Source organism: Reyranella sp. (assembly GCF_965227665.1).
Lineage (GTDB): Bacteria > Pseudomonadota > Alphaproteobacteria > Reyranellales > Reyranellaceae > Reyranella.
On sequence record NZ_OZ245767.1, the window covers coordinates 371629 to 393155 of the forward strand.

General features: G+C 66.2%; 20 protein-coding genes. 19 read left to right on the forward strand and 1 reads right to left on the reverse strand.

The window, feature by feature from the left end; all coding sequences use genetic code 11:
• The first annotated feature begins 9 nt into the window (after nt 1–9).
• The 15 genes from nuoE to ACO07I_RS01940 are packed head-to-tail and all read left to right on the forward strand — an operon-like array spanning nt 10 to nt 15252.
• Nucleotides 10–591 carry an NADH-quinone oxidoreductase subunit NuoE gene (nuoE, locus tag ACO07I_RS01870; protein ID WP_422013745.1) on the forward strand — a complete coding sequence of 194 codons (582 nt, stop codon included), beginning with the start codon at nt 10–12 and terminating at the stop codon, nt 589–591.
• A 3-nt stretch (nt 592–594) separates the two neighbouring features.
• A complete protein-coding gene (gene nuoF / locus ACO07I_RS01875; protein ID WP_422013747.1) occupies nt 595–1878 on the forward strand; it encodes an NADH-quinone oxidoreductase subunit NuoF in 1284 nt (427 codons plus the stop codon).
• Between the two features lie 19 nt (nt 1879–1897).
• Complete coding sequence (gene nuoG / locus ACO07I_RS01880) at nt 1898–3946, forward strand: NADH-quinone oxidoreductase subunit NuoG (RefSeq protein ID WP_422013749.1); 2049 nt, start codon at nt 1898–1900, stop codon at nt 3944–3946.
• Between the two features lie 15 nt (nt 3947–3961).
• Nucleotides 3962–4987, forward strand: coding sequence for an NADH-quinone oxidoreductase subunit NuoH (gene nuoH, locus ACO07I_RS01885; protein ID WP_324504805.1), 1026 nt, complete (start codon nt 3962–3964; stop codon nt 4985–4987).
• A 12-nt stretch (nt 4988–4999) separates the two neighbouring features.
• Nucleotides 5000–5488, forward strand: coding sequence for an NADH-quinone oxidoreductase subunit NuoI (gene nuoI / locus ACO07I_RS01890; RefSeq protein WP_298308953.1), 489 nt, complete (start codon nt 5000–5002; stop codon nt 5486–5488).
• A gap of 24 nt (nt 5489–5512) precedes the next feature.
• Entirely contained in the window at nt 5513–6127 is a 615-nt protein-coding gene (locus ACO07I_RS01895; protein ID WP_422013751.1) for an NADH-quinone oxidoreductase subunit J, read from the forward strand.
• A complete protein-coding gene (nuoK, locus tag ACO07I_RS01900; RefSeq protein WP_422013753.1) occupies nt 6127–6435 on the forward strand; it encodes an NADH-quinone oxidoreductase subunit NuoK in 309 nt (102 codons plus the stop codon). The genes ACO07I_RS01895 and nuoK overlap by 1 nt, the downstream gene beginning before the upstream one ends.
• 12 nt (nt 6436–6447) lie before the next feature.
• Nucleotides 6448–8415 carry an NADH-quinone oxidoreductase subunit L gene (gene nuoL, locus ACO07I_RS01905; protein ID WP_422013755.1) on the forward strand — a complete coding sequence of 656 codons (1968 nt, stop codon included), beginning with the start codon at nt 6448–6450 and terminating at the stop codon, nt 8413–8415.
• 8 nt (nt 8416–8423) lie between these two features.
• Nucleotides 8424–9938 (forward strand): NADH-quinone oxidoreductase subunit M, encoded by a 1515-nt coding sequence (locus ACO07I_RS01910; RefSeq protein ID WP_422013757.1) that lies wholly within the window; start codon nt 8424–8426, stop codon nt 9936–9938.
• A 19-nt stretch (nt 9939–9957) separates the two neighbouring features.
• Entirely contained in the window at nt 9958–11400 is a 1443-nt protein-coding gene (gene nuoN, locus ACO07I_RS01915; protein ID WP_422013759.1) for an NADH-quinone oxidoreductase subunit NuoN, read from the forward strand.
• A 5-nt stretch (nt 11401–11405) separates the two neighbouring features.
• Complete coding sequence (locus tag ACO07I_RS01920) at nt 11406–12131, forward strand: biotin--[acetyl-CoA-carboxylase] ligase (RefSeq protein WP_422013761.1); 726 nt, start codon at nt 11406–11408, stop codon at nt 12129–12131.
• Between the two features lie 11 nt (nt 12132–12142).
• Nucleotides 12143–12913 (forward strand): type III pantothenate kinase, encoded by a 771-nt coding sequence (locus tag ACO07I_RS01925; protein ID WP_422013763.1) that lies wholly within the window; start codon nt 12143–12145, stop codon nt 12911–12913.
• Nucleotides 12910–14562, forward strand: coding sequence for a ribonuclease J (locus ACO07I_RS01930; protein ID WP_422013765.1), 1653 nt, complete (start codon nt 12910–12912; stop codon nt 14560–14562). Before ACO07I_RS01925 ends, ACO07I_RS01930 begins: the two co-directional genes overlap by 4 nt.
• A gap of 26 nt (nt 14563–14588) precedes the next feature.
• Entirely contained in the window at nt 14589–14993 is a 405-nt protein-coding gene (mce, locus tag ACO07I_RS01935; protein WP_295136855.1) for a methylmalonyl-CoA epimerase, read from the forward strand.
• Nucleotides 14994–15006: 13 nt separating this feature from the next.
• Nucleotides 15007–15252, forward strand: a complete 246-nt coding sequence (locus ACO07I_RS01940) for a DUF1467 family protein (RefSeq protein ID WP_422013767.1) — start codon at nt 15007–15009, stop codon at nt 15250–15252.
• A 257-nt stretch (nt 15253–15509) separates the two neighbouring features.
• Here the strand turns inward: ACO07I_RS01940 and ACO07I_RS01945 are convergent, their stop codons facing one another.
• Nucleotides 15510–16802, reverse strand: a complete 1293-nt coding sequence (locus ACO07I_RS01945; protein ID WP_422013769.1) for an NCS2 family permease — start codon at nt 16800–16802, stop codon at nt 15510–15512.
• Nucleotides 16803–16943: 141 nt separating this feature from the next.
• Between ACO07I_RS01945 and proS the strand changes: the two genes are divergently transcribed.
• From proS to ACO07I_RS01965, 4 genes are read left to right on the forward strand one after another with little or no spacing between them, the layout of a single operon-like run.
• Nucleotides 16944–18257, forward strand: a complete 1314-nt coding sequence (proS, locus tag ACO07I_RS01950; RefSeq protein WP_422013771.1) for a proline--tRNA ligase — start codon at nt 16944–16946, stop codon at nt 18255–18257.
• A 20-nt stretch (nt 18258–18277) separates the two neighbouring features.
• Entirely contained in the window at nt 18278–19588 is a 1311-nt protein-coding gene (locus ACO07I_RS01955) for a lipoprotein-releasing ABC transporter permease subunit (protein WP_422013773.1), read from the forward strand.
• On the forward strand, nt 19581–20840 hold the full coding sequence (locus ACO07I_RS01960; RefSeq protein ID WP_422013775.1) for an ABC transporter permease: 1260 nt from the start codon (nt 19581–19583) through the stop codon (nt 20838–20840). The genes ACO07I_RS01955 and ACO07I_RS01960 overlap by 8 nt, the downstream gene beginning before the upstream one ends.
• Nucleotides 20833–21516 carry an ABC transporter ATP-binding protein gene (locus ACO07I_RS01965; RefSeq protein ID WP_422013777.1) on the forward strand — a complete coding sequence of 228 codons (684 nt, stop codon included), beginning with the start codon at nt 20833–20835 and terminating at the stop codon, nt 21514–21516. The genes ACO07I_RS01960 and ACO07I_RS01965 overlap by 8 nt, the downstream gene beginning before the upstream one ends.
• Nucleotides 21517–21527 lie beyond the last annotated feature (11 nt).

Sequence of the window (21527 nt, forward strand, 5' to 3'; positions counted from 1 at the left end):
GACGATGCGATGGCGATGATCACCGCCGACCCGAAGGACGTCCCGCAGGTCGCGAGCTTTTCCTTCACGCCCGAATACATGGCGAAGGTCGAGGAACAGATTGCCCATTACCCGCCGGGCCGTCAGGCGAGCGCCGTCATCGCGGTGCTGGACCTGGCGCAGCGCCAGCAGGGCTGGCTGCCGCGCGCGGCGATGAACGAGGTGGCGCGCATCCTCGATATGGCGCCGATCCGCGTCTACGAGATCGCGACGTTTTATACGATGTTCCAGCTGCGACCGAAGGGTAAGTACCTGCTGCAGGTCTGCACCACGACGCCGTGCTGGCTGCGCGGCTCGGACGCGGTCATGAAGGCCTGCCAGCATGCCGCCGATGGCGAGACGTTCAGCGTGCAGGAAGTCGAGTGCCTCGGCGCCTGCGTGAACGCGCCGGTCGTGCAGGTGAACGACGATTTCTACGAAGACCTCGACGAGGCTTCGATGAACAAGGTGCTCGACGCGTTCCGGCGCGGCGAGACGCCCAAGCCCGGACCCCAGGTGGACCGCCAGACGTCGGCGCCCGAGGGCGGCCTGACAACGCTGAAGGGCGAATAGACGATGCTCGGCGACAAGGACCGCATCTTCACCAATCTTTACGGCGCCCAGGACTGGCGCCTGGCCGGTGCGCGCGCCCGCGGCGCGTGGGACAATACCAAGGCGATCCTCGACAAGGGCGTCGACTGGATCATCGACGAGATGAAGAAGTCGGGTCTGCGCGGCCGCGGTGGCGCCGGCTTCCCGACCGGCATGAAGTGGTCCTTCATGCCCAAGGAAGTGAAGGACCGGCCGCACTATCTCGTCGTCAATGCCGACGAGTCGGAGCCCGGCACCTGCAAGGATCGCGACATCATGCGTCACGATCCGCACCTGCTGATCGAGGGATGCCTCGTCGCGGGCTTCGCGATGCGTGCCCATGCCGGCTACATCTACGTGCGCGGCGAGTTCTACAACGAGGCCCAGCACCTGATCGCCGCGATCCAGGAGGCCTATGATGCGGGCCTGCTGGGCAAGAACGCCTGCGGCTCCGGCTGGGATTTCGACCTCTACGTCCATCGCGGCGCCGGCGCCTATATCTGCGGCGAGGAAACGGCGCTGCTCGAGAGCCTCGAGGGCAAGAAGGGCATGCCGCGGCTGAAGCCGCCGTTCCCGGCGGGCGCCGGCCTCTATGGCTGCCCGACCACGGTGAACAACGTCGAGTCGATCGCCGTCGCGCCGACCATCCTGCGCCGCGGCGCGGCCTGGTTCGCGGGCATCGGCCGGCCCAACAACACCGGCACCAAGCTCTTCTGCATCTCCGGTCACGTGAACCGGCCGTGCAACGTGGAAGAGGAGATGGGCATCCCGCTGCGCGAGCTGATCGAGCGCCATTGCGGCGGCGTGCGCGGCGGCTGGGACAATCTGCTGGCGGTGATTCCGGGCGGCGCCTCGGTGCCGCTGCTGCCGAAGGCGATCTGCGACACGGTCCTGATGGACTTCGACTCGCTGCGCGACCAGCGCTCGGGCCTCGGCACGGCGGCGGTCATCGTCATGGACAAGTCGACCGACGTCGTGAAGGCGATCGCGCGGCTCAGCTACTTCTACAAGCATGAGAGCTGCGGCCAGTGCACGCCATGTCGCGAGGGCACCGGCTGGATGTGGCGCGTCATGGAACGCATGGTCACCGGCAATGCGCGGCTTGAAGAGATCGATGCGCTCGAGGATGTCACCAAGCAGGTGGAAGGCCACACGATCTGCGCGCTGGGCGACGCGGCGGCGTGGCCGATCCAGGGCCTGATCCGGCATTTCCGGCCCGAGATGGAGCGCCGCATCCGCGCGCGCACCGAAAAACTGGCAGCCGAGTAGGCGGGGCGGGGAGCAGGCAATGCCCAAGGTCAAGATCGACGGCGTCGAAATCGAGGTGCCGGCCGGCATCACCGTGCTGCAGGCCTGCGAGTTGGCGGGCGTCGAGATTCCGCGCTTCTGCTATCACGACCGCCTGTCGATCGCCGGCAACTGCCGCATGTGCCTCGTCGAGGTGAAGCCCGGCCCGCCCAAGCCGCAGGCGAGCTGCGCGCTTCCCGTGGCCGACAAGCAGGAAATCTTCACCCAGACCCCGACCGTGCAGAAGGCGCGCAAGGGCGTGATGGAATTCCTGCTGATCAACCATCCGCTCGATTGCCCGATCTGCGACCAGGGCGGCGAGTGCGACCTGCAGGACCAGGCGATGGCCTACGGTTTCGACCGCAGCCGCTATCACGAGAACAAGCGCGCGGTGCCGGACAAGGAACTGGGTCCGCTCGTCAAGACATCGATGAACCGCTGCATCCATTGCACGCGCTGCATCCGCTTCGCGACCGAGGTCGCCGGCGTCGAGCAGCTCGGCGCCACCGGTCGCGGCGAGAGCATGGAAGTCACGACCTATGTCGAGCAGGCGCTGTCGACGGAGCTCGCCGGCAACCTGGTCGATCTCTGCCCGGTCGGCGCGCTGACCTCGAAGCCCTACGCGTTCGAGGCGCGTCCCTGGGAGCTGACGAAGACCGAGTCGGTCGACGTTCTGGATGCGCTCGGCTCCAACATCCGCATCGATTCGCGCGGCGCGCAGGTCATGCGCGTGCTGCCGCGCCTCAACGACGACGTGAACGAGGAGTGGATCTCCGACAAGACGCGCCACGCGATCGACGGGCTGCGTCACCAGCGGCTCGACCGGCCCTATGTCCGCACCAAGGGCAAGCTGGTCGAAGCGACCTGGGATCAGGCGTTTGCCGCCATCGCCGCCAAGCTGAACGGTCTGGACGGCAGCAAGATCGCGGCGATCGTCGGCGATCAGTGCGACGCCGAATCGATGGTGGCGCTGAAGGATCTCATGGCTGCACTGGGCTCACCCAATGTCGACTGCCGCCAGGACGGCGCCAAGATCGACGGGCCGCGCGGCAGCTACATCTTCAATGCCGGCGTCCGCGGCATCGACCAGGCGGATGCCATCCTGCTGATCGGCACCAACCCGCGCACGGAGGCGCCGGTTCTCAATGCGCGCATCCGCAAGCGCTATCTCCACGGCAAGTGCCCGGTCGCCAGCATCGGCACCGCCGAGGACCTGACCTATCCGGTCGAGCGGCTGGGCGCCGGCCCCGCGACCTTGCGGGACCTGGTCGACGGCAAGCTCGGCTTCTTCGAAAAGCTCAAGGACGCGAAGCATCCGCTGATCGTGGTCGGCATGGGCGCGCTCGCCCGCGAGGACGGCGCCGCGGTGCTGGCGATGGCCTACGAACTCGCCGGCAAGCTGAACGCGGTCCGCGACGACTGGAACGGCTTTGCCGTGCTGCATACGGCGGCGGCGCGCGTCGGCGGCCTCGACCTCGGCCTGGTGCCGGGCGAGGGCGGCCGCGATGTCGCCGCGATCCTGGACGGCTGCCAGAAGAAGGAGATCGAGGCGGTCTTCCTGCTGGCCGCCGACGAGATCGACACGACGAAACTCGGCAAGGCCTTCGTGATCTACCAGGGCCATCATGGCGACGCCGGCGCCCATCGCGCCGACGTCATCCTGCCGGGCGCCGCCTATACGGAGAAGCCCGGTATCTACGTGAACACCGAAGGCCGCGTTCAGGTCGGCCGGCGCGCCGGCTATCCGCCGGGCGACGCCCGCGAGGACTGGGCGATCCTGCGCGCGCTCTCGGAGCGGCTGGGCAAGACGCTGCCCTACGACACGGTTCATCAGGTCCGCGCGCGGCTCGTGGCCGTGAACAAGATCTTCGCGGCGATCGACCAGCAGGCGCCGGGCGCCTGGGGGCCGGTCGGCAAGCCCGGCGCGACCTCGGATGCACCGCTGAAGTCGGCGGTGCCGAACTTCTACATGACCTGTCCGATCAGCCGCGCGTCGAAGACCATGGCCGACTGCATGGCCTCGCGGGCGCATCTCATGGCGGCGGAGTAGGGCATGTACGCCGATCTGATCAGCTTCTTCACGACCAACTGGCTGGGCATGGCGATCGTCATGCTGGCGCAGTGCCTCGCCGTGACCGTGCCGCTGCTCGTGTCCGTGGCCTACATGACCTATGTCGACCGCAAGGTCTGGGCCTCGATCCAGCTGCGCCGCGGCCCCAACGTGGTCGGTCCGTTCGGTCTGCTGCAGCCCTTTGCCGACGGCCTGAAGCTGGTACTCAAGGAGACGATCGTCCCGTCGAGCGCCAACGGCGTCCTGTTCATCATCGCGCCGATGATCGCCTTCATGACCGCGCTGGTCGCCTGGGCGGTGGTGCCGTTCGACGACGGCTGGGTCATCGCCGACATCAACGTCGGCATCCTCTATCTCTTCGCCATCTCGTCGCTGGGCGTCTACGGCATCATCATCGCGGGCTGGGCCTCGAACTCGAAGTACGCCTTCCTGGGTGCGCTGCGCTCGGCGGCACAGATGGTGTCCTACGAAGTCTCGATCGGTTTCGTGCTGATCACCGTCCTGCTCTGCGTCGGCTCGCTCAACCTGTCGCACGTCGTGCTGGCCCAGTCCGGCTGGTTCTGGAACTGGTTCTGGCTGCCGCTGCTGCCGATGTTCGTGATCTTCTTCATCTCGGCGCTCGCCGAGACGAACCGCACGCCGTTCGACCTGCCGATGTCGGAAGCCGAGCTGGTGGCGGGCTTCCACACCGAATACTCGGCCATGACCTTCGGCCTGTTCTTCCTCGGCGAATACGCCAACATGATCCTGCTCTCTGCCCTGGGCGCGGTCCTGTTCCTGGGCGGCTGGCACTCGCCGATCCCCTATGCGCCGTTCACCCTGGTGCCGGGCGTCGTGTGGTTCGCCCTCAAGATCGCCTTCCTGCTGTTCATCTTCAGCTGGACCAAGGGCACGCTGCCTCGTTACCGCTACGACCAGCTGATGCGGCTGGGCTGGAAGGTGTTCCTGCCCGTATCGCTGGGCTGGGTCGTCCTCACCGCTGCCGTCCTGACGTTCGGCGGCTGGCTGCCGAAGCCCTAGGAGCAATCGCCAATGGCTTCCCTCGACCGTACCGCGCGCGCCTTCCTGCTCACCGAGCTGCTGGCGGGCTTTGCCCTCACCCTGAAGTACATGTTCAAGCCCAAGGTGACGGTGAACTACCCCTACGAGAAGGGTCCGCTCAGCCCGCGCTTCCGCGGCGAGCACGCCCTGCGCCGCTATCCCAACGGCGAGGAGCGCTGCATCGCCTGCAAGCTGTGCGAGGCGATCTGCCCGGCCCAGGCCATCACCATCGAAGCCGAGCCGCGCGACGACGGCAGCCGCCGCACAACGCGCTACGACATCGACATGACGAAGTGCATCTATTGTGGCTTCTGCCAGGAGGCCTGCCCGGTCGACGCGATCGTGGAGGGGCCGAACTTCGAGTTCTCGACCGAGACGCGCGAGGAACTCATGTACAACAAGGACAAGCTGCTCGCGAACGGTGACCGTTGGGAGACCCTGATCGCGGCGAACCTCCACTCCGAAGCGGCGTATCGCTGAGCCGGGCGGGGGGAGAGACAGATCATGATACTTCAGGCCCTGGCCTTCTACGTCTTCGCCGCGATCACGGTGGCTGCGGCCGCCATGGTCGTGGTCTCGCGCAATCCCGTCTATTCGGTGCTGTTCCTGATCCTGGCGTTCTTCAACGCCGCCGGGCTGTTCCTGCTGATCGGCGCCGAGTTCATCGCGATGATCCTGGTCATCGTCTATGTAGGCGCGGTCGCGGTGCTCTTCCTCTTCGTGGTCATGATGCTCGACATCAATCTCACGGAACTGCGTGAGGGCTTCCTCGATTACTTCCCCGTAGGGGCGTTGATCGGCGCCGTCCTGTTCGCGGAGCTGCTGCTCGGTGTCGGCATCATCGGCGCCGGCTCGACGACCGTCGCGGGCCTGAACGCGCATGGCGCGCAGGTGATGGCGATCGACAATACCCGCGCCATCGGCCGGGTGCTCTACACCCAGTACTTCTACCTCTTCCAGGTGGCGGGCCTGGTGCTGCTGGTCGCCATGATCGGCGCCATCGTGTTGACCCTGCGGAGCCGGCCGGGCGTCCGCCGACAGAAGGCGGGCGAGCAGATCAACCGCACGAAGGAACAGTCGATCTCGGTGGTCAAAGTGCCGACCCGGGGAGGGGTGTGATGACGATCGGGCTGGGCCACTACCTCACGGTCGCCGCCGTGCTGTTCACGATGGGCATCCTCGGCATCTTCCTGAACCGCAAGAACGTCATCGTCATCCTGATGTGCGTCGAGCTGATGCTGCTCGCGGTGAACATCAATCTGGTGGCCTTCTCGGTCTTCCAGGGCAATGTCGTCGGGCAGGTCTTCGCCCTGCTGGTGCTGACCGTGGCCGCCGCCGAGGCGGCGATCGGACTGGCGATCCTGGTGGTCTACTTCCGTAACCGCGGAACGATCGAAGTCGAAGACATCAACGCGATGAAGGGCTAGGGCGCACTCATCATGGATCTCGCCATCAAGCTCATCGTCTTCCTGCCGCTGGTCGCGGCGGCGATCGCCGGCTTCTTCTGTCGCGTGATCGGCGCACGTCCCGCGCAGATCATAACCTGCGCGGCCCTGCTGATCGCGGCCGCCCTGTCGGTCTTCGTCTTCGTCAAGATCGGCTTCGGCACCGAGAAGCTGATCGTGGTGAAGCTCTTCTCCTGGATGGAATCGGGAACCCTCGACATCTCCTGGGCGCTGCGCGTCGACACGCTGACCGCCGTCATGCTGATCGTGGTCACCGGCGTGTCGTCGATGGTCCACATCTATTCCATCGGCTACATGGAAGACGATCCCAGCATCCCGCGCTTCATGGCGTATCTCAGCCTGTTCACCTTCTTCATGCTGATGCTGGTGACGGCCGACAACCTCGTCCAGCTCTTCTTCGGCTGGGAAGGGGTGGGCCTCGCTTCCTACCTGCTGATCGGCTTCTGGTACGACAAGCCGTCGGCCAATGCCGCCGCCATGAAGGCCTTCATCGTGAACCGGGTCGGCGACTTCGGCTTCGCGCTGGGCATCTTCGCGGTCTGGATGCTGTCGGGCTCGGTCGGTTTCGAGGAGATCTTCGGCAAGGCGCCGCAGATGGCCCAGATGCGCATCCAGTTCCTCGGCATGGATCTGCCGGCGCTGGAGACCGCCTGCCTCTTGCTGTTCGTCGGCGCCATGGGCAAGTCCGCCCAGCTCGGCCTGCACACCTGGCTGCCGGACGCCATGGAGGGCCCGACCCCGGTGTCGGCGCTGATCCATGCCGCCACCATGGTCACCGCTGGCGTCTTCATGGTCTGCCGCCTGTCGCCGCTGTTCGAGCTGGCGCCGACCGCTTCGATGGTCGTGACGATCATCGGCGCGCTGACCGCGTTCTTCGCCGCGACCGTCGGCCTGACCCAGTTCGACATCAAGCGGGTCGTCGCCTATTCGACCTGCAGCCAGCTCGGCTACATGTTCTTCGCCTGCGGCGTCGGCGGCTACTCGGCCGCCATGTTCCACCTCACGACGCACGCCTTCTTCAAGGCGCTGCTGTTCCTGGGCTCGGGCTCGGTGATCCACTGCCTCCATCACGAGCAGGACATGCGCAAGATGGGCGGCGTGCGCGAGAAGGCGCCGCAGACCTTCATCCTCATGTGGGTCGGCACCCTGGCACTGTCGGGCATCGGCATCCCGTTCATCCTCGGCAACGGCCTGGGCTTCGCGGGCTTCTACTCCAAGGACATCATGCTGGAGTCGGCCTACGGCACGCACACGACGGTCGGCGTCTTTGCCTACTGGATGGGCGTGGTCGCCGCCTTCATGACCGCCTTCTACTCGACCCGCCTGATGTTCATGACCTTCTACGGCAAGTATCGCGGCGACCATCACACTTGGGACCATGCCCACGAATCGCCGATCGTGATGATGATCCCGCTCTACGTGCTGGGCATCGGCGCGGCCTTCTCCGGCCTGGTCGGCTACGACTGGTTCGTCGGCCACGACTGGCACGCCTTCTGGGGCAATTCGCTCGCCGTGAAGGCCACGGAAGAGGTCCTGCACCACGCCCACGAAGTGCCGCTGTGGGTGAAGCTGATGCCGCTGGCGCTCGCCATCGCCGGCATCGCGCTCAGCTACTACTATTATGTCGTGCGCACCGACATGCCGGAGCGCACGGTCAGGGCGTTCCCGCGCCTGCACGACTTCTTCTATAACAAGTGGTACTTCGACGAGCTCTACGATGCGGTGTTCGTGAAGCCCTCGCTGGCCATCGGCCGCTTCCTCTGGAAGAAGGGCGACGGCGCCACGATCGACGGGCTCGGCCCCGACAATGTCGCCGCTCGAGCGCAGGACATGGCGGGAATTCTGATGCGCTTCCAGAGCGGCTATCTCTATCACTACGCGTTCGTGATGCTGGTCGGCGTCGCCGGCCTGGTCACCTATTTCATGCTGTCGGCGAGGTAAGGCCCCCGATGTCGAGCTGGCCTATCCTTTCCCTCATCACGTTCCTGCCTCTGGTGGGAGCGCTGTTCTGCCTGATCGTCAACGGCCCGAAAGAGGCCGTCGAGCGCAACTGCCGCAGCGTGGCGATTGTCACCACGACGGTAACCTTCCTGATCTCGCTGCTTCTGTGGATCCGCTTCGATCCCACGAAAGCGGGCTTCCAGTTCGAGGAGAAGGTCGCCTGGGTGCCGGCCCTCAATATCGGCTATCACGCCGGGATCGACGGCATCTCGCTGTTCTTCGTCCTGCTGTCGACCCTGCTGACGCCGATCTGCATCCTGGCCAGCTGGGAGTCGGTCAAGGTTCGCGTCAAGGAATACATGATCGCGTTCCTCGTGCTCGAGACCTTCATGGTCGGCATGTTCTGCGCGCTCGACCTGGCGCTGTTCTACATCTTCTTCGAAGGCGTCCTCATCCCGATGTTCCTGATCATCGGCGTGTGGGGCGGCAAGCGGCGCGTCTACGCGGCCTTCAAGTTCTTCCTCTACACGCTGCTCGGCTCGGTGCTGATGCTGCTGGCGATCATCGCCGTGTACGGGCAGGTGGGCACGACCGACCTGCCGACGGTGATGGAGAAGCTCGACCTGCCGTTCACCTGGCAGTGCTGGCTGTGGCTGGCCTTCTTTGCCTCGTTCGCGGTGAAGGTGCCGATGTGGCCGGTCCACACCTGGCTGCCGGACGCCCATGTCGAGGCGCCGACCGCGGGCTCCGTCATCCTGGCGGGTGTGCTGCTGAAGATGGGCGGCTACGGCTTCCTGCGCTTCTCGATCCCGCTGTTCCCCGAGGCGACGCAGTACTTCGCGCCGATGGTCTTCGGCCTCTCCATCGTGGCCGTGATCTACACCTCGCTGGTCGCGCTGGTGCAGGAGGACATGAAGAAGCTGATCGCCTACTCGTCGGTCGCCCACATGGGCTTCGTGACGATCGGCGCCTTCGTCATGAACATGCAGGGCGTGCAGGGCTCGATCTTCCAGATGCTGAGCCACGGCATCGTGTCGGCCGCGCTCTTCCTCTGCGTCGGCGTGGTCTACGACCGCATGCATACCCGCGAGATCGCGGCCTATGGCGGGCTCGTGCATCGCATGCCGCGCTACGCCTTCACCTTCCTGTTCTTCACCTTGGCGAGCGTCGGTCTGCCCGGCCTGTCGGGCTTCGTCGGCGAGTTCCTGGTTCTGCTGGGTGCGTTCAAGGCCAATACCTGGGTGGCGTTCCTGGCTGCGACCAGCCTCATCCTGGGCGCTGCCTACGCGCTCTGGCTCTATCGCAAGATCGTCTTCGGCGAGCTCACCAAGGACTCGTTGAAGGGCATCCTCGACATGAACGGTCGCGAGATCGCGATCTTCTTGCCGCTGGTGCTGCTCACGATCTGGATGGGCGTCTATCCCAATTCCTTCCTCGACCCGATGGCGCCGGCGGTGGACAAGCTGATCGGCGACTATCAGGCGGCTTTGAAGCTCGCCCGCACCGCGGCGCTGGTACCGTGAGCGGCCGGGAGTAATGAACATGATCGTCGGTCTCGAATCCTGGACCCTGGCCCGCCCGGAAATCTTCCTCGCGGCGGCCACCGCACTGTTGCTCATCTACGGCGTCGTGCGGGGTGAAATCGCCACGCCGTTCGTCTCGGTGGCGACCTCGGTCGCCCTGCTGGTGACGGCTGCGCTGCTGTTCCTGCCGTATCGCGAAGGGCCAGCCTTTTCCTCGCTGTTTATCGTCGACCGCCTGACCGCGACCATGAAGGTCATGGTGCTGGTGGGCTCCGCCGTCGCCATCCTGATGTCGCGCGCCTATTTCGAGCAGGCCAAGGCCTGGCGGTTCGAGTATCCGATCCTGGTCGCCCTGGCGACGCTCGGCATGATGCTGATGATCTCGGCCAATGACCTGATGGCGCTGTATGTCGGCCTCGAGCTGCAGTCGCTGGCGCTCTACGTCATCGCCGCGTTCCAACGCGACAGCGTGCGCTCCACCGAGGCCGGCGTGAAGTATTTCGTCCTGGGCTCGGTCGCCTCGGGCATGCTGCTGTTCGGCTCGTCGCTGATCTACGGCTTCTGCGGCGGCACTGCCTTCGTCCAGATCTCGGGCGCGCTGGCCGACGGCCGCGCCACCGAGATCGGGGTGATCATCGGCCTGGTGTTCGTGGTCGCCGGTCTCGCCTTCAAAGTCTCGGCCGTGCCGTTCCACATGTGGACGCCGGACGTCTACGAGGGCGCACCGACGCCCGTGACGGCCCTGTTTGCCGTGGCGCCGAAGATCGCCGCCCTGTCGCTGCTGGTGTCGGTCCTGATGGGCCCGTTCAAGCCGCTGTTCGCGCAGTGGCAGCAGATCATCGTCGTGGCCTCGGTGCTGTCGATGGCGCTGGGTGCCTTCGCGGCGCTGCGCCAGCAGAACATCAAGCGACTGATGGCTTACTCGTCGATCGGCAATGTTGGCTACATCCTGCTGGGCGTCGCCAGCGGCACCGAGATCGGCATCCAGGCGGTGGTCTTCTATCTCGCCATCTACCTGGTCATGACGCTGGGCGTCTTCGCCACCATCCTGATGATGAAGCGCCGCAACATCATGGTCGAGCAGGTTTCCGATCTCGCCGGCCTCGCGCGCAGTCAGCCGATGATGGCGCTGGGCATGCTGATCTTCATGTTCTCGCTGGCCGGCATCCCGCCGCTCGCGGGCTTCTGGGGCAAGCTCTACATCTTCATGGCCGCGGTCGAGGCCAAGCTGTACGTGCCGGCGGTGCTGGGCGTGCTCGCCTCCGTGGTCGCCTCTTACTACTACCTGCGCATCGTGAAGGTGATGTACTTCGACGAGCCGGCTGAAGCGATCGACCGTCCGGCCTTCGGCGTCAATCGGGTGGTCGCGCTGGCGGCAGCCTTCCTGATCGCGATCTTCTCGCTGGTTCCCCAGCCTCTCAGCCTGATCGCCGAAGCGGCCGCCAAGGGTCTGTTCCAGTGACAGGAATGCCCGTCCTTCCGGACGGGTGGACGCTGGTCGCGCTCGAAAGCGTCGGCAGCACCAACGACGAAGCCATCCGCCTGGCCGATGGCGGAGCCCCCGAGGGCACCGTCGTGTGGGCGCGGGAACAGTCGGGCGGTCGCGGTCGCCGCGGGCGCAATTGGGCCTCGGCGGTCGGCAATCTCTACAGTTCCACGATCCTGCGGCCCGCCTGCGCGGCGCCGCGCGCCGCTGAGCTGGGTTTCGTGGCCGCGCTCGCGGTCGGCGACCTCGTGCCGGCGGATCGCAGCGTGCGCCTGAAATGGCCCAACGATGTCTTGGTCGATGGCGGAAAGATCGCGGGCATCCTTCTGGAGAGCGCGATCGGCCAGGACGGGCAGGTCGAGCATGTCGTGGCCGGCATCGGGGTGAACGTGACCTTCGCGCCGCAGCTTCCCGAGATGCGGTATCCGGCAGCGGCCCTGGGCGGCACCGTCGAGGCGGCGCTGGAAGGCCTCACGCGCGCACTGGCGACCCGGCTGGCGAAGTGGCGCCGGGACGGGTTCGAGACGGTACGCCGCGAATGGCTCGCGAAGGCGGGACCGCTGGGCGCCGAGGTCGACGTCCGGCTGGGCGAGGGCCTCGTCCGCGGCCGGTTCGCCGGACTGGACCGCGAAGGGGCCCTTCTGCTGGAAACGGCGGAGGGCCCGCGCAAGATCGTGTCGGGTGAATTGCTGGGCCGGGCGGCCTGAGGAGGGCGGGAATGCTGCTGGCCATCGACGTTGGCAACACCAACTCGAAGTTCGTCGTGTTCGACGAGGACAGGATCGTCGCTGCCTGGCGCCTGCGCACCGAGTCCAAGCGCACGTCCGACGAATATGCCGCCTGGGTGACCCAGCTCATGAACCTGCAGGGCTTCGATCCCAAGTCGATCAAGGGCGCGATCCTGGCCAGCGTCGTGCCGGCGGTGAATACCCACCTGCGCCGCCTCTGCGAGAACTACTTCCACACCAAGCTGCTGATCGTCGGCGAGCCCGACTGCCATCTCGGCATCAAGGTCCTGATCGACCGGCCGGCCGAGGCGGGCGCCGACCGCCTCGTCGGCGTCATCGCCGGCCACACGAAGTATGGCGGGCCGCTGATCACCATCGACTTTGGAAGTGCCACGACCTTCGATCTCGCCGACAAGGACGGCAATTTCATCGGCGGTGTGTTCGCGCCGGGCGTCGAGCTCACGATCGAGGCCTTCTATCTGATGACCGCGCGCCTCCCGCGCATCCGGGTCGAGAAGCCGGCCCACGTGATCGGCAAGAACACCGTAGCCAACATGCAGTCGGGCATCTTCTGGGGCTATGTCGGCTTGATCGAAAGCCTGATCCGGCGCATCCGCGAGGAGTATGGCGAGCCCATGAAGGTGATCGCCACAGGCGGCCTCGCCAGCGTGTTCAAGGACGAGATCGGCCTGTTCGACTTCATCGAGCCCGACCTGATGTCGCTCGGCCTGCTGGAGATCTGGCGGCGCAACAGCCGATGACGGTTCCGTCGAACGACGAGCTGCTGTTCCTGGCCCTCGGTGGGGCCGGCGAGATCGGCATGAACCTCAACCTCTACGGCACGGCCGGCAAGTGGCTGATGGTCGATCTCGGCATCGGCTTCGCCGACAGTTCGATGGCCGGCGTCGAGGTGGTGATGCCGGATCCCGAGTTCATCGTGGAACGCCGCGGCGACCTCGTCGGCATCGTCCTGACCCATGCCCACGAGGACCATCTCGGCGCCGTCGCCGACCTGTGGCCACAGCTGAAGGCACCGGTCTATGCGACGCCCTTCGCCGCCTCGGTGCTGAAGCGCAAACTGATCGATGCCGGCCTGAGGGATCAGGTGCCGGTCACCGAGATCCCCCTGAGGGGCAAGTTCAGCCTCGGGCCGTTCGAGCTCGAAATGATCACCATGACGCATTCGATCCTCGAGCCGAATGCGATGGCAATCCGCACGAAGTTCGGCACGATCTTCCACACGGGCGACTGGAAGATCGACCCCGAGCCGCTGCTGGGCGACCTGACCGACGAGGCCATGCTGAAGCGCATCGGCGACGAGGGCGCGCTCGCCATGGTCTGCGACAGCACCAACGTCTTCGTCGAAGGCGAGGCGGGGTCGGAGTCCACGGTCCGCAAGAACCTCGAGGCGCTCGTGCGCGGCCACGCGGGCAGGGTGGCCGTTACCTGCTTCGCCTCCAACCTCGCGCGGGTCGAGAGTATCGCCCTGGCGGCGGTTGCGGCCGGCCGCCATCCGGTTCTGTCGGGACGCGCCCTCACACGCATGCTCGAATCGGCGCAGGAGTGCGGCTACCTGCTCGATTTCCCCGAATGCGTGCCCGAGAAGCAGGCCGGTTACCTGCCGCGCGACAAGGTGCTGTTCATCTGCACCGGCAGCCAGGGCGAGCCGCGGGCCGCCATGTCGAAACTCGCCGGCGGAGAGCATCGCGATCTCGTTCTCGAGGCCGGGGACACCGCCATCTTCTCGTCGCGGGTCATCCCGGGGAATGAGCATTCGGTCGGGCGCCTGCAGAATGCGCTGATCGCCCGCGGCGTGAAGGTCATCACCGACCGCGAGGCCGATATCCACGTTTCGGGCCATCCGGCGCGTGACGAGCTGGTACGGGTCTATCAGTGGGTCCGGCCCAAGATCGCGCTGCCGGTCCACGGCGAGGTCCGGCATATGATGGAGCATGCCGAGCTGGCGAAGACCTGCCAGGTCCCGGAAACGATCGTGGCGCCCAACGGCACCCTGGTGCGGCTGGCGCCGGGACCGGCCGAGATCATCGACCACGTCTTCTCCGGCCGGCTGGCCCGGGACGGCGACACGCTGATCCCGCTCGACGGGGAATCGCTGCGCGAACGGCGCAAACTGCTGTGGAATGGCGCTGCCGCGGCGACCCTGGTGGTGGACAAGCGGGGCAAGCCGCTGGCGCCTCCGAAGGTCTCGCTGCGCGGGATCGACGACGCCGACGGCGAGCTACAGGAGGCGATCGAGGATGCGCTGGCGGAGATGCTGGCCGACCTCAAGAGCGTCGAACGCACCGACGACCGGCGGATGGAGGAGGCGGCCCGCCAGGCCGTCCGGCGCGTCGTGCGGGCGCACCTCGGCAAGAAGCCGTTGACGGACGTGCACATCGTCCGCATCTAAAGGCCGCGCAGCCGCCGGAGAAGACCATGATCGGACGCCTGAACCATATCGCGATCGCCGTGCCGGACCTGGCCAAGGCGAGCGAGCTCTATCGCACCGTGATGGGCGCCAAGGTGAGCGCGCCCAAGGAGCAGCCGGCCCATGGCGTGACGGTGGTCTTCGTCGAGCTGCCGAACACCAAGATCGAACTCCTGCATCCGCTCGGCGAGAAGTCGCCGATCGCCAATTTCCTTGCCCGCAATGCCGACGGTGGAATCCACCATGTCTGCTACGAGGTCGAGGACATCTATGCCGCCCGCGACAAGCTGAAGTCGCAGGGCGCGCGCGTGCTGGGCGACGGCGAGCCCAAGATCGGCGCCCACGACAAGCCCGTGCTGTTCCTGCATCCCAAGGACTTCACCGGCACGCTGATCGAACTCGAACAGGTCTGAGGAGCATCGCGCCATGGGCTGGGCTACCGGCATCATGGTCTACCTGGTGATCTGGTGGATCGCGCTTTTCATGGTTCTGCCGCTGGGCGTCAGGCGTGTCGAGAATCCGGGCAGGGGCCAGGAGACCGGCGCGCCAGAACGGCCGGAGTTGCTGCGCAAGGCCATCATCACGACCATCGTCGCGGCCGTGCTCTGGCTCGCCTTCTACGGATTCTATCAGCTCGATCTGCTGAGTTTCAGGCGGCTCGAAGGAACCTGAGCCGAGGCCCTCTAGGGCCATTCGCCCCAAAAGGAAACGGCGGACCAGTGGTCCGCCGTCCTCTACCCCCGAAACTCGTCGTAGGCGGCTTCCGCCGCTCTCCTCCCTAAACTCGGGCTACGCCCAACGCGTAGGCTGTTTAGCGTGTCGCCTGGGAATTGCCAAGACCTTTTCTTTCCATCCATGGGTGGTGGACAGAAGAATCTGCAACGGCGAGGTCGTTCGACGACAAACTAATGTCCGCACCATTTCGCTGATCATCCAATGACCACATATTTGATCACGAAAAGCACAGCGAGAATCGCCACGGCCGGATGAATGTCGCGATACCGGCCGGCGGCAAGTTTGATTCCGGCGTACGAGATGAAACCGAAGGCGATGCCGTCGGCAATCGAAAAGGTGAAGGGCATGGCGATCGCCGTGATCACCGCCGGCGCCGCCTCGGTGATGTCGTTCCATTCGATCTCGGTGAGCCCGCGGGCCATCAGGCACGCGACATAGAGAAGGGCGGGCGCGGTCGCATAGGCCGGGATCGATCCGGCGAGCGGCGAGAGAAAGAGAGCCAGCAGAAACAGCACGCCGACGGCGGCAGCGGTGAGCCCGGTCCGGCCGCCGGCATTGATGCCCGAGGCGCTCTCGATGTAGCTGGTCGTCGTCGAGGTCCCGAGGGCCGCGCCGATCATGGCGGAGGCGCTGTCCGAAATGAGCGCGCCGCGCAGGCGCGGCACGGTTCCGTCGGGCCGCATGAAGCCGCCGCGATGGGCCAGCGCGATCAGGGTGCCGGTATTGTCGAACAGGTCGACGAACAGGAAGGCGAAGACCACCGTCACGAGTCCGACCTGCAGGGCACCGGCAAGATCCATCTGGAGGAACACGGGCGCGATCGAGGGCGGGGTGTCGAAGATGCCGGCGAACTTCTGATGCCCGGCCAGGATCGAGATCACGGTGACGACCAGAATGCCGATGATCACGCCGCCCATGACGCGGCGGTGTTCGAGGGCAACGATGATGGCAAAGCCAAGGACCGCCATCACCACCGGCCAGCTCGTCATCTTGCCATGGGCGACCAGGGTCGCCGCATTGCCGACGACGATGCCGGCATTCTTCAGCGCGATCAGCGCCAGGAAGAGGCCGATGCCGGCTGCGATCGCCATCTTCAGCGACTTCGGGATCGCGTTGACGATCCATTCCCGGATCGGCAGCACGCTGATGATCAGGAAGATGATGCCGGAGATGAAGACGCAGCCCAGCGCGACCTGCCAGGTGTGGCCCATGCCACCGACCACGCCGAAGGCGAAATAGGCGTTGAGGCCCATGCCGGGGGCGAGGGCGATCGGATAGTTGGCGAGGAAAGCCATCAGGAAGCAGCCCACCGCCGCCGCCACGCAGGTGGCGGCGAACACGGCTCCGAACGGCATCTTGGCCTCGGCCAGGATCGAAGGGTTGACGAAGATGATGTAGGCCATCGTCAGGAACGTCGTGAGGCCGGCGACGAGCTCGGTCCGGACGTTGGTCTTGTTCTCGCTCAGCTTGAAAAGTCGCTCCAGCATCCCGCTCCCCCCCGAAAGTCGCGCCCAGTGTGCGGGCACATGGCTGTGAAAAGCCAGCCATACCGTCCAGGTTTGCCTTTGGCCGACCCGTTCCCTACAGTCCGCCGCCATCCCGATACCCCGACCGAGGACCGATTCCGCATGCGCATGAGCCAGTACTTTCTGCCGACGATGAAGGAAACTCCGTCGGAAGCGCAGATCGTTTCGCATCGGCTGATGCTGCGCGCCGGCCTCGTCCGCCAGACCAGCGCCGGCATCTATGCCTGGCTGCCGCTCGGCCTTCGGGTCCTGCGCAACATCGAGCGGATCGTGCGCGAGGAGCAGGACAGGGCGGGTGCCCAGGAAGTGCTGATGCCGACCATCCAGTCGGCCGACCTGTGGCGCGAAAGCGGCCGCTACGAGGCCTACGGGGCGGAGATGCTGCGCATCAAGGATCGCCACGATCGCGAGATGCTGTACGGCCCGACCAACGAGGAAATGATCACGACGCTCTTTCGCGATGGCGTGAAGAGCTATCGCGACCTGCCGAAGAATCTCTATCACATCCAGTGGAAGTTCCGGGACGAGGTCCGTCCGCGCTTCGGCGTCATGCGCGGTCGCGAATTCCTGATGAAGGACAACTACTCGTTCGACATCGACAAGGCGGGTGCGGTCCACTCGTACAATAGGATGTTCGTGGCCTATCTGCGCACCTTCGCCCGGATGGGCCTGAAGGCGATCCCGATGCGCGCCGACACCGGGCCGATCGGCGGCGATCTCAGCCATGAGTTCATCATCCTGGCCGAGACCGGCGAGAGCGCCGTGTTCTGCCACAAGGGGCTGGTCGACAAGGACATCCTCAGCCGCACGATCGATTACTCGTCGGACCTGCAGGGGATCGTGAACGAGTGGACGTCGCTCTACGCGGCGACCGACGAGATGCACGACGCGAAGGCCTTCGAGGCGCTGCCCGAGGGCGAACGTCTCGCCGCGCGCGGCATCGAGGTCGGCCACATCTTCTATTTCGGCACCAAGTACTCCAAGCCCATGAATGCCGTTGTCGCCGGCCCTGGCGGCGAGCAGATCACCGTCGAGATGGGCTCCTACGGCATCGGCGTCTCGCGCCTGGTCGGCGGCATCATCGAGGCGAGCCACGACGATGCCGGCATCGTCTGGCCCGACGAGGTGGCGCCCTTCAAGGTGGCGATCGTCAACCTGAAGCCGGACGACGGTGCCGTCGGCGGCGCCTGCCAGAAGCTCTACGACGCGCTCTCGGCCAAGGGCGTCGCGGTGCTGCACGACGATCGCGACATCCGGCCGGGTGGCAAGTTCGCCGACATGGACCTGATCGGCATCCCCTGGCAGGTCATCGTCGGCCCGAAGGGACTCGCCGCGGGCAAGCTCGAGGTCAAGAACCGCAAGACCGGCGCCCGCGAGGAGCTGGCGCCCGAACAGGTCCTCGCGCGGTTCGGCTGAGCCGCGGACAGGGCTCAGCCATGTCCTTCGCCGCCGAACGCCTGATTGCCTTCCGCTTCCTGCGGGCCCGCCGCGAGGAAGGCTTCATTTCGGTGATCGCCGGCTTCTCGCTGATCGGCATCACGCTGGGGGTCGGGACCCTCATCGTCGTGATGTCGGTGATGAACGGCTTTCGCGTCGAGATGCTGGCGCAGATGTCGAGCATCAGCGGCCAGCTGGGCGTCCAGTCCAATGGCGGCCCCCTCGAGCCCACGCCCGATTTCTTGGCGCGGCTGGCGGCGGTGCCGGGCGTCGAGTCTGCCACGCCGACGGCCGAGGGCCAGCTCATGGCGGTCGCCGGCGACCGCGTGCGCGGGATCGTGCTGCGCGGGATGCGGCCCGACGACATTCGGAACCGCCCGCCGCTCGCGTCGGCGATCGAAGGATCGCCGGAAAACCGCGAACGCTATCGCACGCTGTGCAAGTCCGACGACGACAAGCCGATCGACTGGGGCACCCTCAAGGGCTTCGGCGACGACTTTACCGTTGTGATCGGCCGCCGCCTGGCCGACCTCATGAACCTGAAGGTGGGGGACAGGCTGCAGCTGGTGTCGCCGGTCTCCGTCGCGACGCCGCTCGGGGTCATGCCGCGCTCGGCCGCGGTGAAGGTCGCCGCGATCTTCTGCACCGGCATGTACGACTACGATTCCAACTTCGTGTACGCGCCGCTGCAGGACGCCCAGCACATGCTCAACCTCGGGCCCACCGTCACGGGCATCGAGGTGTTCGTGTCGGACAAGGCCTCGACCGCGGAGACGCGTCGGCTGCTGATGCAGGCGGTGGGAACGCAGGGCTGGGTGTTCGACTGGTTCCAGGCCAATGCCGGGTTCTTCTCGGCCGTCGTCGCCCAGACCAACATGATCTTCCTGGTCCTGACGATGATCGTGCTGGTCGCGGCCTTCAACATCGTGTCCAGCCTGGTCATGCTGGTGCGGACGAAGACAGCCGACATCGCCATCCTGCGCACCATGGGCGCCAGCCGGGCCGCCATCATGCGGATCTTCCTGCTCGACGGGCTGTCGATCGGAGGCGCCGGGACGATCCTGGGCGTCGTGCTGGGGCTCGCCTTCGCGCGCAACATCGAGGCGATCCGGCAGTGGCTGCAGCGGACCTTCGACATCGTGCTGTTCGACCAGACCCTCTATTTGCTGGCCGAACTGCCGTCGCGGATCGAATGGAGCGAGGTCGCGGGGATCGCGATCATGGCGCTTGTCTTCGCCTTGCTAGCCTCGATCTACCCGGCGGCCCGCGCAGCGCGCCTCGACCCGGTGGAGGGCCTCCGCCGTGAGTGAACGCGCGCCCGTCGTCGAGCGCTGGCTCGCCTGGCGCTACCTCGCCACCCGCCAGCGCGAAGGCTTCGTCTCCTTCATCGCGATGTTCTCGCTGATCGGCGTGGCGCTGGGGGTCGGGACGCTGATCGCCGTTCTCTCGGTCATGGGCGGCTTTCGCGAGCAGCTCCTGGGCCGGATCATCGGCATGAACGGCCATGTCATCGTCGCGGCGCGCGGCGGCTTGCTGCAGGCCACGCCCGATCTGCTGGCGAAGCTCAAGGACGTCCCCGGCGTCGAGGCGGTGCGGCTCACGCTGGAGCGCCAGGTTCTCGTCACCGGGCACGGCCAGACCCGCGGTGCGCAGCTGCGCGGCGTGCGGCGGGAGGATCTCCTCAATCGGGACATCGTGTCGAGGAACATCATCTTCGGCGATCTGGCGGAGTTCGGCCCGAAGCCCGGGCTGGTGATCGGCGAACGGCTGCGCCAGCAGATGCAGGTGAGGGTCGGGGAGCCGCTGACCGTGGTGACCCACCAGCTGAACGAGGGCGGCACGATCGCGCCGCGCTACAGCGACTACGACATCCTGGCCACCTTCTTGAGCCGCCGCTACGAGTTCGACAGCACCCTGGTGTTCATTCCGCTGGCGGCGCTGCAGGAGGATCTCGAATACGGCAAGGAAACCGTGAGTTCGATCGACCTGTTCCTGAAGGACCCGGAGTCCGCGCCGAGGGTGGCGGAGGACCTGCGCCGGTCGCTCGGCCGCGAAGATCTGCGCGTGTCGCACTGGCTCGGCCTCAATGCGCGCTTCGTCGGTGCGCTGCAGGTCGAGCGGGTGATGATGTTCATCATCCTGACCCTGATCGTCGTCGTGGCCGCCATGAACGTGGTCGCGAGCTTCACCATGCTGGTGCGCGTGAAGCGCGGCAGCATCGCGATCCTGCGGACCATGGGCGCCGGACCGGGTACGATCATTCGCGCCTTCTTCATGGCAGCAGCGGCGGTCGGCGTCGTTGGCACGGCGATCGGCGCGGCGCTGGGCCTGCTGCTCTGCGCCAACATGCCCGCGATCGGCCGCGCGCTCGCGAACGTCACCGGCGGCGCCGGCACCGCCGGGGCCGAGGTCGACTTCATCACCTCGATGCCGGTTCGGGTGGACCCGGTCGAGGTGGCGTTCATCATTGCCGTGGCGATCGTGCTTTCGCTCGTCGCCGCGGCCTATCCGGCCTGGCGCGCCACCCGGATCGAACCGGTCGAAGGATTGCGACATGAGTGACACCGCCAAGCCGCTTGTCCTGCAGGGCATCCGCCGCACCTTCGTTCAGGGTGACCGTCGGCTCGACGTGCTGCGCGGCGTGTCGGTGGACCTGCATGCCGGCGAGATCGTGGCCATGGTCGGCCAGTCGGGAAGCGGCAAGTCGACCCTGCTGCACATTGCGGGCCTTCTCGAACGGCCCGACGAGGGGGAGGTCGTGGTCGACGGCAAGGCGACGGTGCGGATGGCCGACAGGGAGCGTACGGGCCTGCGCCGCAACTTCCTGGGCTTCGTCTATCAGTATCATCACCTGCTGCCGGAATTCTCGGCCGTCGAGAACGTCATGCTGCCGCAGATGCTGAACGGTGTGGCGCGCGGGGCGGCCCGGAAGCGGGCGGCCGATCTCCTGGGCCTGGTCGGGCTCGGTGACCGGCTGGACCATCGCCCGGGACGCCTGTCGGGCGGTGAACAGCAGCGCGTGGCGATCGCCCGCGCGGTGGCCAACGCGCCGCGTGTTCTGCTGGCCGACGAGCCCACCGGCAACCTCGATTCGACGACCTCGGAAACGGTGTTTCAGCAATTGCTCGCGCTGGTGCGGGAGACCGGCATGGCGGCGCTGGTCGCCACCCACAATCCGGAGCTGGCGGCCCGCATGGATCGCACCGTGCGGCTGAAAGATGGCGTGCTCGATGCCTGACAGTCCACAGG

What these genes read in the sequence shown, in the direction of transcription:
- nuoE (WP_422013745.1), top strand. Translation starts at nt 10, where the DNA reads ATGGCGATGATCACCGCCGACCCGAAGGACGTCCCGCAGGTCGCGAGC.
- nuoF (WP_422013747.1), top strand. Translation starts at nt 595, where the DNA reads ATGCTCGGCGACAAGGACCGCATCTTCACCAATCTTTACGGCGCCCAG.
- nuoG (WP_422013749.1), top strand. Translation starts at nt 1,898, where the DNA reads ATGCCCAAGGTCAAGATCGACGGCGTCGAAATCGAGGTGCCGGCCGGC.
- nuoI (WP_298308953.1), top strand. Translation starts at nt 5,000, where the DNA reads ATGGCTTCCCTCGACCGTACCGCGCGCGCCTTCCTGCTCACCGAGCTG.
- ACO07I_RS01895 (WP_422013751.1), top strand. Translation starts at nt 5,513, where the DNA reads ATGATACTTCAGGCCCTGGCCTTCTACGTCTTCGCCGCGATCACGGTG.
- nuoK (WP_422013753.1), top strand. Translation starts at nt 6,127, where the DNA reads ATGACGATCGGGCTGGGCCACTACCTCACGGTCGCCGCCGTGCTGTTC.
- nuoL (WP_422013755.1), top strand. Translation starts at nt 6,448, where the DNA reads ATGGATCTCGCCATCAAGCTCATCGTCTTCCTGCCGCTGGTCGCGGCG.
- ACO07I_RS01910 (WP_422013757.1), top strand. Translation starts at nt 8,424, where the DNA reads ATGTCGAGCTGGCCTATCCTTTCCCTCATCACGTTCCTGCCTCTGGTG.
- nuoN (WP_422013759.1), top strand. Translation starts at nt 9,958, where the DNA reads ATGATCGTCGGTCTCGAATCCTGGACCCTGGCCCGCCCGGAAATCTTC.
- ACO07I_RS01920 (WP_422013761.1), top strand. Translation starts at nt 11,406, where the DNA reads ATGCCCGTCCTTCCGGACGGGTGGACGCTGGTCGCGCTCGAAAGCGTC.
- ACO07I_RS01925 (WP_422013763.1), top strand. Translation starts at nt 12,143, where the DNA reads ATGCTGCTGGCCATCGACGTTGGCAACACCAACTCGAAGTTCGTCGTG.
- ACO07I_RS01930 (WP_422013765.1), top strand. Translation starts at nt 12,910, where the DNA reads ATGACGGTTCCGTCGAACGACGAGCTGCTGTTCCTGGCCCTCGGTGGG.
- mce (WP_295136855.1), top strand. Translation starts at nt 14,589, where the DNA reads ATGATCGGACGCCTGAACCATATCGCGATCGCCGTGCCGGACCTGGCC.
- ACO07I_RS01940 (WP_422013767.1), top strand. Translation starts at nt 15,007, where the DNA reads ATGGGCTGGGCTACCGGCATCATGGTCTACCTGGTGATCTGGTGGATC.
- ACO07I_RS01945 (WP_422013769.1), bottom strand. Translation starts at nt 16,802, where the DNA reads ATGCTGGAGCGACTTTTCAAGCTGAGCGAGAACAAGACCAACGTCCGG.
- proS (WP_422013771.1), top strand. Translation starts at nt 16,944, where the DNA reads ATGCGCATGAGCCAGTACTTTCTGCCGACGATGAAGGAAACTCCGTCG.
- ACO07I_RS01955 (WP_422013773.1), top strand. Translation starts at nt 18,278, where the DNA reads ATGTCCTTCGCCGCCGAACGCCTGATTGCCTTCCGCTTCCTGCGGGCC.
- ACO07I_RS01965 (WP_422013777.1), top strand. Translation starts at nt 20,833, where the DNA reads ATGAGTGACACCGCCAAGCCGCTTGTCCTGCAGGGCATCCGCCGCACC.